Origin of the sequence: Flavobacterium sp. WC2416 (assembly GCF_041200095.1) — a bacterium.
Taxonomy (GTDB): Bacteria; Bacteroidota; Bacteroidia; order Flavobacteriales; family Flavobacteriaceae; genus Flavobacterium.
This window is the reverse complement of sequence record NZ_CP165626.1, coordinates 3,700,056-3,713,141: the sequence shown is the minus strand read 5'-3', so window position 1 is coordinate 3,713,141 and position 13,086 is coordinate 3,700,056. Positions and strand designations below refer to the sequence as shown.

Sequence of the window (13,086 nt, the reverse complement as noted above, 5' to 3'; positions counted from 1 at the left end):
AACAAAAAAGGAAATTATTAAATGAAACTCTGATGAAAAAGAAGCCATTACTTTCAGATACTATGTGGAAAGATGATTCGGGAATTATTTTTTCTAATGCTAAAAAATTAAGAGAAAAACCTACTCTAGCTGAAGAACTAATGTGGTTGTCATTGAGGAATAACCAATTGCAGGGTTGTAAATTTAGAAGACAACATCCATTATTAAATTATGTAGTGGATTTTTATTGTCACCAATTAAAATTAGTTGTGTAAATTGATGGAGAATATCACCAAACTGTTGAACAAAAGAAATTAGATAAGGAACGAAGTGTAAATATTGAATTTCAAGGATTAGATGTAATCCTTTTTAGCACGATGAAGTGCCAACAGATCTTAATATGGTCTTTAATAAAATAAAAGAATTTATAAAAATAGAAGAATAATGAGTTTGTAAAATTTTCGTTTTACCCCAGCCCTAAAGGGAGTCGAAAATTCAGAACTTGTATTATATAAGATATGGATTTAGGGAACTTAAAATAAAAATATAAAAATGAAAAATATATTAATTACAGGTGGAGCGGGATTTATTGGATCTCACGTAGTTCGCCTTTTCGTTAAGAAATACCCAGAATACCAAATATTCAATTTGGATGCCTTGACCTATGCTGGCAATTTGGAGAATATTGTTGATATAGAGGCGGCCCCCAATTATACGTTTATAAAAGGAGATATTGTAGACGCATCATTTATTGATGCTTTATTTGCGGAACATCAATTTGATGGAGTTTTGCATTTGGCTGCCGAATCACATGTAGATCGTTCTATTACCGATCCGTTATCCTTTGTGAAAACAAATGTTATAGGAACAATGAACTTATTGAATGCTGCCAAAACGATTTGGAATGGTAACTATGTCGGAAAACGTTTTTACCACATTAGTACTGATGAGGTTTATGGTAGTTTAGGTGCTGAAGGTTTGTTTACAGAGACCACTGCTTATGACCCCAATTCACCCTATTCGGCGTCTAAAGCTAGTTCAGATCATTTTGTTCGTGCTTATGGTGAAACTTACGGTTTGCCTTACGTTTTGACTAATTGCTCTAATAATTATGGTCCTTTTCATTTTCCCGAAAAATTGATTCCTTTGTTTATCAATAATATCATTCAAAACAAACCATTGCCAGTCTATGGAGATGGGAAGTATACGCGTGATTGGTTGTTTGTAGAAGATCATGCCGTTGCTATTGATTTGGTTTTTCATGAAGGCGTAAACCATGACACTTATAATATTGGAGGGTTTAATGAATGGCAAAATATTGATTTGGTGAAGTTGCTTTGCAAAATCATGGATGAGAAATTAAGAAGAACTACTGGTACATCAGAACAATTGATTTCGTATGTAAAAGATCGTCCCGGTCATGATTTGCGTTATGCTATTGATGCCAGCAAGATTAATAAAGAATTAGGGTGGAAGCCTTCGGTTACTTTTGAGCAAGGGTTAGAAAGAACGGTAAATTGGTATTTAGACAACCAGACTTGGTTGAATAATATTACTTCGGGGGAGTATGCAACTTACTATGAAAAACAGTACAAGTAATTCGTTAATCGTGATCCGTAATTCGAAACTCCAAATAGATAGTAATTAGTACAAATGAAAGATCATAAAGACTTAGATGTATGGAAACAGTCGATGGTGCTTGCAGAAGATATTTATGCGTTAACAAAAAATTTCCCAGCAGACGAAAAATACGGATTATCAAGCCAAATTAAGAGAGCAGTAGTTTCTATTCCCAGTACTATTGCTGAAGGTGCTGGTAGAAAAGGTGACAAAGAATTTATACAGTTCTTGTATATCGCTATGGGTTCATTATCTGAACTAGAAACGCAATTAATTTTAGCCAATTGATTACAGTTTATAAATTCGATTGAAATTTATCTAAGTCAAATTGAAAAGATTAAAAAAATGCTTTTTGGTCTTATCAGATATGTAAATAATAAATAAGAATGTAATTCGAATTACGCTTTTCGAATCACTAATAACAAAAAAAATTATGAAAGGAATTATATTAGCAGGGGGTTCTGGAACTCGTTTGCATCCACTTACATTAGCAATGAGTAAGCAAATGATGCCGGTGTACGATAAACCCATGATTTATTATCCGTTGTCTACTTTGATGACCGCGGGGATAAATGAAATATTAATTATTTCAACGCCTCATGATTTGCCTAATTTCAAAAAATTATTAGGTGATGGATCGGCTATTGGTTGTCAATTTAGTTATGCGGAACAAGCTATTCCTGACGGTTTGGCCCAAGCTTTTGTAATTGGAGAAGAGTTTATAGGGAAAGATAGTGTAGCCTTGGTTCTCGGAGATAATATTTTCTTTGGTTCGAATATGGATGAATTATTGCAATCCAATACCAATCCTGAGGGAGGTGTTGTTTTTGCTTATCATGTTTCGGATCCAGAGCGATATGGTGTAGTTGACTTTGACAAAAATTTAAAAGCGCTCTCTATCGAAGAAAAGCCAGCTGTTCCAAAATCAAATTACGCTGTTCCAGGATTGTATTTTTACGATAATTCAGTTGTAGAAATTGCAAAGAACATCAAGCCAAGTCCGCGTGGTGAATATGAAATCACCGATGTCAATAAAGTTTATCTAGAAAAAGGAAAGTTGAAAGTGGGTATTTTAAGCAGGGGAACCGCTTGGCTAGATACAGGTACATTTAATAGTTTAATGCAAGCTGGACAGTTTGTTCAAGTTATAGAAGAGCGTCAAGGATTGAAAGTGGGCTGTATTGAGGAAATTGCTTGGAGGCAAGGTTTCATTTCGGAAGAGCAGTTAAAAGAGCTGGCAGCACCTTTGAAAAAATCGGGTTATGGGGAATACCTGTTGGAATTATTGAAGCATAAGCCTTAAGTAATTAGTGTTCAGTGTTCAGTGTTCAGTGTTCAGTGTTCAGAGTGTTCAGTGTTCAGAGTGATCAGTGTTCAGAGTGATCAGTGTTCAGGATTCAGAGTTTTTAGATTACCTATACCTATATTTTAAAATATGATATATATTACATTACTAGTTTTATTGGTAGGAATTGAACTCCTTTATTTCAAAATTGCCGATAGATACAATATTATTGATAAGCCTAATTCCAGATCTTCGCATAGTACCATCACTTTAAGAGGAGGCGGGATTATTTTTCCAATTGCTATAAGTATCGCTTTTTTTCTTGGATCTGTTTCTTGGGAATTAACTTTGGCAGTTCTTATAGTTGCAGTGGTTAGTTTTATCGATGATATTAAGCCATTATCTCAATTACCTCGTTTTGCTTCTCATGTAATTGCAGTAGGATTGGTATTTTATGATTTAAATTTATTCGTCGAGTCTTTATGGTTGCTTCCCATAGTATTTGTATTGCTAATTGGCTGGGTGAATGCCTTTAATTTTATGGATGGAATTAATGGAATAACGGTGTTGTATGCCTTAACAGCAATTATTAGTTTTTCATTTTTACCTACACAGGTTTCCAGTTTGCCATTGTTAATTACCATGGGTTTGTCCTGTGTGGCTTTTGGGATATTCAATGTTAGAAAAAAAGCCAAAACATTTGCAGGAGATGTAGGCAGTATCAGTATGGCTCTTTTTCTGGGTTATTTCATGATAAAAACGATATTGGATACCAAGCAATTGGGGTATATTCTTTTTTTCTCGGTGTATGGAATTGATGCTGTTATTACCATTTTGAACCGAATTAAAAAAAGAGAAAATATTTTTCAACCCCATCGTTCTCATTTGTATCAATATTTAGCTAATGAGATGGGTTTTTCGCATGTTTTAATTTCGGTTATATATGCTGGAGTGCAATTGCTAATCAATGGTTTGATTATTTATATGGATAATCAAGGAATTCTGTCTGGGCTTTTCGTCCTTGAGTTATTACTGACATTGACTCTTGTTTATTTATTGTTGAGAGCTTTAATTGTTAGAAAGGTGAATAAAATACGCCTATAAAAACGAGTTTTATAAATACCTCCCTTGAATGGCAAAACGTGTTTTTGATATTGTTTTCGCGCTGTTTTTATTGACTTTATTATTTTGGCTAATTATTGTTTCTGTTCTAATGGCCGCTATTGACACCCATACCAGCGGATTATTTATTCAAGAGCGTATAGGTCAATTTGGAACTAAATTTAAAATTTATAAAGTCCGCACGATTCGAGAATCATTTTCGTCAGTTGCACTTCCAATTTCAAAAACAGGACAATTCCTTCGTAAATTTAGAATAGATGAATTGCCCCAATTATTTAATGTTTTAAAAGGGGACATGAGTATGGTTGGTCCTAGACCTGATGTTTCCGGTTATTATGATTTATTAGAGGGGGAAAATCGTAAACTCTTGGAATTGAAACCGGGATTGACCAGTATAGCCACTATAAAATATACCAATGAGGATGCCATTTTAAAAAAACAAGCTGATCCTTTAGTTTATAATGACACTTTTATTTTTCCTGATAAAGTAAAGTTAAATCTAGACTATTATTATAACCATAGTATTTGTGGCGATTTTAGAATAATTTTAGAAACAATTAAGGTTATTTTATTTAAAAAGAATTAATACTGTTTTTATAAGTATTTTATTGATTATAAAATGATTAAAAACAAAATTTGGCTTTCTCCGCCTCATATGGGTGGCAGCGAACAAAAGTATATTCAGGAAGCTTTCGATACCAATTGGATCGCTCCTGTGGGTGCAAATATTGATATTTTCGAAGCTAATCTTGAAAATTACTTGGGCTCAGGACAGGTTGCCGCATTAAGCTCAGGTACTGCAGCCATTCATATGGGATTAATTTTATTGGGAGTTCAAGCAGGGGATGAAGTAATTTGTCAAAGTATGACATTTTCAGCTTCGGCAAATCCTATTTTATATCTTGGAGCCACTCCTGTTTTCATTGATAGCGAAATCGATACTTGGAATTTATGTCCTATTGCCCTTGAAGAAGCTATTATTGACCGAATAGCCAAAGGTGTAAGTCCAAAAGCAATAATTGCTGTTACGCTTTACGGTGTTCCCTATAAGGTTGAAGAAATAAGAACAATTGCTAGTAAGTATAATATTCCTATTCTTGAAGATAGTGCAGAGGCTTTAGGAAGTAGTTATAAAGGAAAACGGTGTGGTACTTTTGGAGACGTTAGTACTTTGTCCTTTAATGGAAGTAAAATTATTACCACTTCAGGAGGAGGCGCTATTGTAACGAAGACAAAAGAGTTGAAAGAGAAAGCTATTTTTCTGGCTACTCAAGCCAAAGAAAAAGCGCCTCATTATCAACATTGTGAAGTGGGATATAATTATAGGATGAGTAATGTTTTAGCAGGGATTGGTAGAGGTCAAATGGAAGTAATAGACCAGCATGTGAAATCTAGAAGAGAGATGCATGAATTTTATGTTGATTTATTCCAGAATATTCCAGGGGTTTCTGTTTTTTCAGTTCCCAATACTGATTATTTTGCTAATTATTGGTTGAGTACTATATTAGTTGATGATACCATTACCAATGGAATAACCAATGAAAAGATTAGGATAATTCTAGGAGAAGAAAATATTGAATCCCGACCTTTATGGAAGCCCATGCATTTGCAACCTATTTATTGTAGCTATCCCTATTATGGAAGTGCTATTGCCGAATCCCTTTTTAATAAAGGACTTTGCTTGCCTTCAGGGAGTTCTCTTTCTGAGGAGGACCGATTTAGGATTAAATCAGTACTAGTTAATTTGTTCAATCCCTAAATTGATTAGGAGCCAAACGGTCATTTTTTAATAATTCCCTTTTGGTCATTTATATATACGCAATTATAATGAATTGTATTATTTTTTTTTCGATTCATTATGTCTTATTTTTGATGTATTATAGCGCATTAGTCTAAAAAAAAATATTTTTATTTTGAATAATAATACAAAATCAGGATCGACTTCTTTTTTATCTCATTTTTTCTCTAGAGAAAATTTACGATTTAACATTCATAATTTAAGTTATTTGCCAAGGTGGATAATTGTAATGATGGATGTTGTTGTGCTCATGATTGCTTTTTTCTTTACCTATTTGATTTTTAGAGGTACTGGGTTGGATTATATCATCACTCCTCATAGTGTTGTTTTTATAGCTGTTTTATTTGGAGTGAATGTCTTCTTTTTTTGGTTGTTTCGAACGTATTCGGGAATAATTAGGCATTCTTCTTATATTGATGCTGTGAAATTGTTGTTTTCACAAATGGCTGTCCTCATCGTATTTCTTGTTTTGAATTTTGCTTTTGAGATGCTAATTGGAAAAAAAGCTTTTTTAAATACGGCGCTCTTTATCAATATGGTACTTTCCTTTTGTGGGTTGTTTTTATATCGCGTAATAGTAAAGCAAACCTTCGAACATTATTTTTCGGAAACTAGTGATATTAAATTATCAAGAACCATTATTTACGGTACCGATGCTAATGCGATATCAGTTGCTAAAGCGTTGAAACTGGAAACACCGGCCCGTTTTAAAATAGTAGGTTTTGTGGATAAGAATAATCAAAATTCATCCAAAAGAATGTTGGATTTACCCATTTTCATTCAGAAGAAAAAATTACCTATTTTAATGCGTTCCATTGGAGCCGAAGGCGTTGTAATAGCAGATAAAAGCTTGTCAAAAGAAGAGCGAATGGTAATAGTAGACCAATGCCTAGAATTTAATTACAGGGTATATATGGTTCCTTTGATTACCGATTGGGAGAATCAAAAAGAAATTTCTCAAAAAGTAAAGAATTTACAAATTGAAGATTTATTAGAAAGAAAACCCATTGTACTAGATAGTAAATCCATATCAAAGCAATTGAAAGATAAAACCATATTGATTACTGGTGCAGCCGGGTCCATAGGAAGTGAAATTGTTAGACAAGTATTACTCTTTAATCCCCAAACGGTACTTGTTTTGGATCAAGCAGAAACGCCATTGCATCATTTGTATTTAGAGATGAACGATAACGAATTTAAATCCAAAATAATTACCATTGTTGCAGATGTGAGAAATAAAGAGTCCATGAATAATGTTTTCCAGCAGTATTCCCCTCAAGTCGTTTTTCATGCTGCTGCTTATAAACATGTTCCATTGATGGAAGAAAACCCGTCTCAAGCCATTCTTACCAATATAGTTGGAACTAAAAATCTTGCCGACTTGGCTTGTGAATATCAGGTTAAAAAATTTGTAATGGTTTCTACTGACAAAGCAGTAAATCCAAGTAATGTAATGGGAGCCAGTAAACGAATTGCCGAAAAATACGTGCAATCACTTCAGTTAAAAAGTCAAAAAGAAAACAAATTAAAAGCTACAAAATTTATTACCACTCGGTTTGGAAATGTGTTAGGGTCTAATGGGTCTGTCGTTCCTTTATTTACGAAACAAATTGCCAGTGGTGGCCCAGTAACTATAACGCATCCTGATATTATTCGATATTTTATGACCATTCCGGAGGCCTGTCAACTCGTATTAGAAGCAGGAGCGATGGGTAATGGAGGGGAGATCTATATTTTTGACATGGGTAAGCCAGTAAAAATTATAGATTTGGCTAAAAAAATGATCAAATTGGCAGGGTTTATACCTGACAAAGACATCATGATAAAAGTAGTAGGGCTACGACCTGGAGAAAAATTATATGAGGAGTTATTAAATGATACCTCAAAAACGATTCCTACCTACCATAATAAAATTATGATTGCAGAAGAGATTCAAGATGAATATGAAACGTTGCATACTGATATTGAAGAACTAATTCAAATTGCCAATTTTTTTGACAATGAGGCGATGGTTTCAAAAATGAAAGAAATTGTACCCGAGTTTAAGAGCATGAATTCTAGTTATGAAGTCTTAGATGTGCATTAGAACGTGGACAATGCTGTTTATTGTATTTTAAAAAACTGATTGTTGGCTATTATTTCTTTTAGTGGCGCAGTATCTTTTATTTTTACTTTTAAGTCAAAAGAAGCAATGTGATTGTTATGATGTACATCAGATCCCACATAATTATACAGTCCTTTTTGAAGTAATTGATCACTAATTTTAGTGATTTCAGTACCATAATATCCAACAGTTGATAATAAATTAAGTTGAAATAAGCAACCCGCTCTTTTCAATTTTACGTATTCATTAAAGTTGTTATGATAAAATAAATACCGTTCAGGATGTGCTAATACAGGAATGTATCCTGCCACCTGCAAATCAAAAAGAATCGAATACAGTTGTATAGGCGCATTGATGTATGACATTTCTACCAATACATAATTGTCTTTCAATGTCAATAAATCATGAGATTGAAAAAGGCGTACAAACTGGTCGTCCATTAAGTACTCTGCTGCTGCTTTAAAAGGAACATGAATATTGTTTTGTTCTAGTACCGCAACCGTATTACTTTTATTAGCAATAATTTGGTCATGAGTATTGTCCCAAACATGTTGGATGATATGTGGCGTGGTAATGAAGTCCGTAACGCCAAATCCTTGAAGTGCTTTCGTTAATCGTAAGCTGTCCTCAATTGTTCGAGCACCATCGTCAATACCCGGCAACAGATGCGAGTGGATATCAATATGATTGTCCGGAATTAAGTCTTTAAGTACGGGTTTTGATTTGAAAAATGTAAGCATTCTGCAAATGTAGAAAAAAGTAATTTGTGTTTGGTATGCAATATTTAATTTTCGTTGCTAACAGTTTCTTTTAACATTGGGAGGTGATAGTTAATTACTGTTGCTGTGTTGTTTTTTCGGTGCAGCATTTTGTGTTTTTTTCGTTCTATTTTCGAAAATCCGATGAATAGAAACGTTAGGTGTACATCATTTCCTTTTGGTTTATTAGTTGATAGTATTATGTTTTGTTTTACGGATTCTTTATCCAGGACCCATTCCTCGCTGTAACAGGTGTCGTGTGTGTCGTTCTCAAAATTCCAATTGGCTGTAGCCATAGCCAAATGTGCATGTGTAGCCTCTTCAGGCCAGTCTAAATGTTTCTTCGCCTTGAATTTAGACAGCGTAATTGTTTGATTGCTTAGATCCGATTGTTCTTTTGTTTTTAGGACTTTCTGCAGTGGTCTCAGACTGTTGCTTTCAAAAAGTAATAAAAAATCCTTCCCATTTGTTGTTTTTAATCCTTCCGCCAGCGTTCTTTTTCCCTGTGGTTGGGTCGTGTCTTCTTGTAGAATTTCGAACAGCAGTTTGTTTGCCCTACCAGCAAAGCTTCCCTCTTTTGCCCGTTCATTGAAACGGGATGCCAGTTGACGAAATACGACCGATTTTTTTGCACAGCCTCCAAATTCTTGCCCCTGATTTCGTATCCTGTCGAAAATGGGGTTGTTTTTAAATTCTTTGGCTGTTATGCCTGTTTTTCCCTTCGCCCTTGCATAGTTATTTCCGTCTGCAGTGACTACAAAGTTAATGTCGTCTATGGTTCCTTTGATTAAGAAGGGTGCTAGTATTTTTGCCATGTTTATTCGTTGTTCGTTTTTCGTTAACCGTTGATCGTGTTTCGATGTTCGTTTTTTCGTTTAGCGTTGCCCGTTGCTCGATGGACGATGGACGTTGTTTGATGATCGTTTATTATTATTTGAACTGCTTATTGAACAGGTATTATTTTCTTAGAAAAGTACATCAGCCGTTTTTTATGACTTCAATTGTTATCCAATTATACAACGCAAAACATGTTCCAGTTGAAGCCCTGAATAGTCACAAAACTCTTGAATGGAGAGTAGTTGATGTGGTTCTTTATTCAAGGTGGTTTTTATCTTGTGTAGATATAACCGTGCTTGTCTGTATGTTTTACCGGTAATACGTTGTACATCTTTTGGATAAATACATACCCTGATGTTACTTGCAATCACATTTTTTTATTTTAATCCCTAATAAAAGTCCTTTGCCTCCTTTTTATTTGAAAACTTATGTAAAGTTATGAAAATTAATCACTTATGAATTGACTAAAATAGGTAATTGTAGGCCTTTTAGTACCATTATTGACATCTGCTTTTTGAAATATGATTTAATTAATTGAAACTTTACTGAAATCATTCCCGATTTAGTTGCAACGAATATTCAGGATGAACGAGTAGTAATTTTTTTTAACTTAAATTTTAAAGATTATGGCAAGACAAAAAGGAATAATTAAATTAAAAGGTACTATTGGAGATATTACTTTTTACAAAACCAAAGACGGTCATATGGCACGTGAAAAAGGAGGGGTTGAGGCAAGTAGAATTGCTAATGATCCCGCTTTTCAGCGTACACGTGAAAATGGTGCTGAATTTGGACGAGCCGGTAAGGCAGGTAAAACTTTGCGAACGGCATTACGAACATTGCTATTGAATTCTGCCGACAGCCGAATGGTGAGCCGGCTTACCCAATCCATGATCAAAGTGATCCAAGCAGACTTAGTCAATGAACGTGGCTTACGCAATGTTATTGATGGCGAAGCAGAATTGCTTGTGGGATTTGAATTTAATGTAGGAGGGAAATTAGGAACTAGTTTATTTGCTCCGTTTTTAGGGTCAATTGATCGACTTACAGGGGAAATAACTGTTAATTTAGCTTCTTTTATACCCGCTACTATGATTGCTGCTCCTGGAGGTACTACCCATTTCAAAATTATTTCAGCAGGAGCTGAAATCAATTTTGAGGCTGATACATTTGTTAGTTCGACTGCGGAAACAGCTATTTTACCGTGGGATATGACTCCAACTGCTGTCATCAATCATCTGAATTCAGTAACAGCCAATAGTGTGAGTCCCTTATTTTTGGCTCTTGGAGTGGAATATTACCAAGAGGTTAATGGAAGGATGTATCCTTTGAAAAATGGGGCTTATAATCCATTGGCATTGGTTCAAGTAAGTGGATTGTAAGATGGTTTTGGTATTGTCCAGAACTTATTTCCCAGAGGGAACTAATGGAAAACTAGTTTGTGATGGCCAATTTATTTGTTTTACAATTGAATTGCCATGGCGAGCAAATGAGAAATGCGTTTCCTGTATTCCAGAAGGGTATTATTTATTGCGGAAGCGATATAACCAGAAATTTCAATGGCATATTGAAGTTGTTGCTGTAAAAAATAGAAGTTCTATTTTGTTGCATCCTGCTAATAATGCTATCCGTGAATTGAAAGGTTGTATTGCTCCAGTAACGCATCTTACGGGTGCTGGTGTGGGCTTGGAATCCCGAGTGGCTTTTGCTAAAGTTAAAAATTTAGTATATCAAGCTTTGGATCAGTCCGCAATCGTTTCGTTAATTGTTCAATCTTAATTTTTTTACTTATGAATATACTAAATAGAGCAAAAGCTCCAACGCCAAAATTTTTCAAACACCTTCGAACTTTTGGACTGGTATTAGCAGCTTTAGGTAGCGTTATCATTAGCGCACCAGTTGCCTTACCTGTCGTTATTGGTTCGATTGGTGGGTATCTGGCTGTAGCTGGAGGAGTGTTGTCAGCAGTAAGTCAGCTTACTACCTTTTATGAAGATGTTCCTTATCCCGTAGGCGATGATAACGAGTAATCGTACGCTGATGGGTACTGCAGGAGGCACCTTCTTGAGTGTTGTTCCGAATTTGCATTCGGAGGATGTTTTGAAAACTGTTTTATTGGCTGCTGTTGGAGCGATAGTCAGTTTTGGAATATCGATGGTACTTAAATTTATAATAAAGAAGTACCAGAAATAGTTTTAATTTAGTTTTTATAACTGAAAGTTAAAACGAAGTGAAGGCCCAAACCGAAAGGAATGGGCTTTTTTTGTTTATCGAAAATCGAAAATCGTTGCTCGTTACTCGTTGCTCGTTGTTCGTCCTTCGTCCTTCGTTGTTCGTCCTTCGTTGTTCGTCCTTCGTTGCTCGTTGTTCGTTGCTTGATTTTTATTATTATGAAAGAATTACGGGTGTACTACTGTTAATTTTTTTCTTGTTTAAAAAGATAAAGGAGGAGGAGTAAAAAATGTTTTATTGAGTACTTTGTCATCTCGATGAAGGTGAGATCGCACAAGTAGGAAGAGTTGATTCTGGTAAATTGGAATTGTTTTTATTTAACGTGATTTTTACTTTGAAGGGTGTTCTTTTCTTTTTTGCTTGATCAAAAAAGAAACAAAAAAATCAAGCCTGAAAATAAAAAGCTTGAAAACTACCTTGAAGCGCCGTTCCACAGCCCGAGCCGTTCGTCCTTCGTCCTCAACTCGCGGACTGTTGCCACTTTACTTCATTGTTGTTTTCTTACGCTTTTTCTTTAAGGGCGGTGTGAGGAGGTTGAAATTGAATGTATACTTCCATTGTAGTTTGTCATCTCGACGAAGGAGAGATCACACAAGTAGGAACAGATGATTCTGGAAAGGAGTGATTTTTACTTTGAAGGGTGTTTTTTTCTTTTAGCTCACTGTACTTTTTTTGTTAGTGGTGTTCGCTGAATCTTCGATTTGCCATGATGCAAAAGAAACAAAAGATCAAGCCTGAAAATAAAAAGCTTGAAAACTACCTTGAAGCGCCGTTCCACAGCCCGAGCCGTTCGTCCTTCGTCCTCAACTCGCGGACTGTTGCCACTTTACTTCATTGTTGTTTTCTTACGCTTTTTCTTTAAGGGCGGTGTGAGGAGGTTGAAATTGAATGTATACTTCCATTGTAGTTTGTCATCTCGACGAAGGAGAGATCATAGAAGTAGCAGGAATACGACTCCATCTGGTTTGGAATAACGGAGAATAGTTCGAGGGCTGGGTTTTTTCGTTTTTCGATAATCGTTGCTCGTTGTTCGTTGCTCGTTGTTCGTTGCTTGATTTTTATTGTTATGAAAGAATTACGGGTGTACTACTGTTCATTTTTTTCCTTGTTTAAAAAGATAAAGGAGGAGGAGTAAAAAATGTTTTATTGAGTACTTTGTCATCTCGACGAAGGTGAGATCGCACAAGTAGGAAGAGTTGATTCTGGTAAATTGGAATTGTTTTTATTTAACGTGATTTTTACTTTGAAGGGTGTTCTTTTCTTTTTTGCTTGATCAAAAAAGAAACAAAAAAATCAAGCCTGAAAATAAAAAGCTTGAAAACTACCTTGAAGCGCCGTTCCACAGCCCGAG

The 13,086-nt window shown here is 35.1% G+C and carries 14 protein-coding genes; 12 read left to right on the top strand and 2 right to left on the bottom strand.

The window, feature by feature from the left end; all coding sequences use genetic code 11:
• The first annotated feature begins 32 nt into the window (after positions 1–32).
• From AB3G39_RS15735 to AB3G39_RS15700, 8 genes are all read left to right on the top strand, one after another.
• Positions 33–254 (top strand): endonuclease domain-containing protein, encoded by a 222-nt coding sequence (locus AB3G39_RS15735; protein ID WP_369769573.1) that lies wholly within the window; start codon positions 33–35, stop codon positions 252–254.
• 277 nt (positions 255–531) lie between these two features.
• Entirely contained in the window at positions 532–1,578 is a 1,047-nt protein-coding gene (rfbB, locus tag AB3G39_RS15730) for a dTDP-glucose 4,6-dehydratase (protein WP_369769572.1), read from the top strand.
• 54 nt (positions 1,579–1,632) lie between these two features.
• Positions 1,633–1,887, top strand: coding sequence for a four helix bundle protein (locus AB3G39_RS15725; protein WP_369769571.1), 255 nt, complete (start codon positions 1,633–1,635; stop codon positions 1,885–1,887).
• 145 nt (positions 1,888–2,032) lie between these two features.
• On the top strand, positions 2,033–2,902 hold the full coding sequence (gene rfbA / locus AB3G39_RS15720; RefSeq protein WP_369769570.1) for a glucose-1-phosphate thymidylyltransferase RfbA: 870 nt from the start codon (positions 2,033–2,035) through the stop codon (positions 2,900–2,902).
• A 132-nt stretch (positions 2,903–3,034) separates the two neighbouring features.
• Positions 3,035–3,988 (top strand): glycosyltransferase family 4 protein, encoded by a 954-nt coding sequence (locus AB3G39_RS15715; protein ID WP_369769569.1) that lies wholly within the window; start codon positions 3,035–3,037, stop codon positions 3,986–3,988.
• Between the two features lie 28 nt (positions 3,989–4,016).
• Positions 4,017–4,592, top strand: coding sequence for a sugar transferase (locus tag AB3G39_RS15710; protein ID WP_369769568.1), 576 nt, complete (start codon positions 4,017–4,019; stop codon positions 4,590–4,592).
• 33 nt (positions 4,593–4,625) lie between these two features.
• A complete protein-coding gene (locus AB3G39_RS15705; RefSeq protein ID WP_369769567.1) occupies positions 4,626–5,765 on the top strand; it encodes a DegT/DnrJ/EryC1/StrS family aminotransferase in 1,140 nt (379 codons plus the stop codon).
• A gap of 229 nt (positions 5,766–5,994) precedes the next feature.
• Positions 5,995–7,890, top strand: a complete 1,896-nt coding sequence (locus AB3G39_RS15700) for a polysaccharide biosynthesis protein (protein WP_369769817.1) — start codon at positions 5,995–5,997, stop codon at positions 7,888–7,890.
• Positions 7,891–7,907: 17 nt separating this feature from the next.
• On the opposite strand, the gene AB3G39_RS15695 is transcribed toward AB3G39_RS15700, so the two are convergent.
• Positions 7,908–8,648 carry a tyrosine-protein phosphatase gene (locus AB3G39_RS15695; RefSeq protein ID WP_369765641.1) on the bottom strand — a complete coding sequence of 247 codons (741 nt, stop codon included), beginning with the start codon at positions 8,646–8,648 and terminating at the stop codon, positions 7,908–7,910.
• Positions 8,649–8,692: 44 nt separating this feature from the next.
• Complete coding sequence (locus tag AB3G39_RS15690) at positions 8,693–9,481, bottom strand: hypothetical protein (protein WP_369769566.1); 789 nt, start codon at positions 9,479–9,481, stop codon at positions 8,693–8,695.
• A gap of 648 nt (positions 9,482–10,129) precedes the next feature.
• Here AB3G39_RS15690 and AB3G39_RS15685 point away from each other — a divergent pair.
• From AB3G39_RS15685 to AB3G39_RS15670, 4 genes are read left to right on the top strand one after another with little or no spacing between them, the layout of a single operon-like run.
• Positions 10,130–10,885 carry a hypothetical protein gene (locus AB3G39_RS15685; protein WP_369769565.1) on the top strand — a complete coding sequence of 252 codons (756 nt, stop codon included), beginning with the start codon at positions 10,130–10,132 and terminating at the stop codon, positions 10,883–10,885.
• A gap of 1 nt (position 10,886) precedes the next feature.
• Positions 10,887–11,282: a DUF5675 family protein gene (locus AB3G39_RS15680; RefSeq protein WP_369769564.1), complete on the top strand. Its 396-nt coding sequence runs from the start codon at positions 10,887–10,889 to the stop codon at positions 11,280–11,282.
• Between the two features lie 11 nt (positions 11,283–11,293).
• The gene (locus AB3G39_RS15675) at positions 11,294–11,533 is read left to right on the top strand and encodes a hypothetical protein (protein ID WP_369769563.1); all 240 of its coding nucleotides are present in this window, start codon (positions 11,294–11,296) and stop codon (positions 11,531–11,533) included.
• Positions 11,520–11,696 carry a hypothetical protein gene (locus AB3G39_RS15670; protein ID WP_339921687.1) on the top strand — a complete coding sequence of 59 codons (177 nt, stop codon included), beginning with the start codon at positions 11,520–11,522 and terminating at the stop codon, positions 11,694–11,696. Before AB3G39_RS15675 ends, AB3G39_RS15670 begins: the two co-directional genes overlap by 14 nt.
• The last annotated feature ends 1,390 nt before the right edge of the window (positions 11,697–13,086 follow it).

Excerpts from the sequence above, each read along its gene's own strand:
- AB3G39_RS15735 (WP_369769573.1), top strand. The coding sequence starts at position 33 with ATGAAAAAGAAGCCATTACTTTCAGATACTATGTGGAAAGATGATTCG.
- rfbB (WP_369769572.1), top strand. The coding sequence starts at position 532 with ATGAAAAATATATTAATTACAGGTGGAGCGGGATTTATTGGATCTCAC.
- AB3G39_RS15725 (WP_369769571.1), top strand. The coding sequence starts at position 1,633 with ATGAAAGATCATAAAGACTTAGATGTATGGAAACAGTCGATGGTGCTT.
- rfbA (WP_369769570.1), top strand. The coding sequence starts at position 2,033 with ATGAAAGGAATTATATTAGCAGGGGGTTCTGGAACTCGTTTGCATCCA.
- AB3G39_RS15715 (WP_369769569.1), top strand. The coding sequence starts at position 3,035 with ATGATATATATTACATTACTAGTTTTATTGGTAGGAATTGAACTCCTT.
- AB3G39_RS15710 (WP_369769568.1), top strand. The coding sequence starts at position 4,017 with ATGGCAAAACGTGTTTTTGATATTGTTTTCGCGCTGTTTTTATTGACT.
- AB3G39_RS15705 (WP_369769567.1), top strand. The coding sequence starts at position 4,626 with ATGATTAAAAACAAAATTTGGCTTTCTCCGCCTCATATGGGTGGCAGC.
- AB3G39_RS15695 (WP_369765641.1), bottom strand. The coding sequence starts at position 8,648 with ATGCTTACATTTTTCAAATCAAAACCCGTACTTAAAGACTTAATTCCG.
- AB3G39_RS15690 (WP_369769566.1), bottom strand. The coding sequence starts at position 9,481 with ATGGCAAAAATACTAGCACCCTTCTTAATCAAAGGAACCATAGACGAC.
- AB3G39_RS15685 (WP_369769565.1), top strand. The coding sequence starts at position 10,130 with ATGGCAAGACAAAAAGGAATAATTAAATTAAAAGGTACTATTGGAGAT.
- AB3G39_RS15680 (WP_369769564.1), top strand. The coding sequence starts at position 10,887 with ATGGTTTTGGTATTGTCCAGAACTTATTTCCCAGAGGGAACTAATGGA.
- AB3G39_RS15675 (WP_369769563.1), top strand. The coding sequence starts at position 11,294 with ATGAATATACTAAATAGAGCAAAAGCTCCAACGCCAAAATTTTTCAAA.
- AB3G39_RS15670 (WP_339921687.1), top strand. The coding sequence starts at position 11,520 with ATGATAACGAGTAATCGTACGCTGATGGGTACTGCAGGAGGCACCTTC.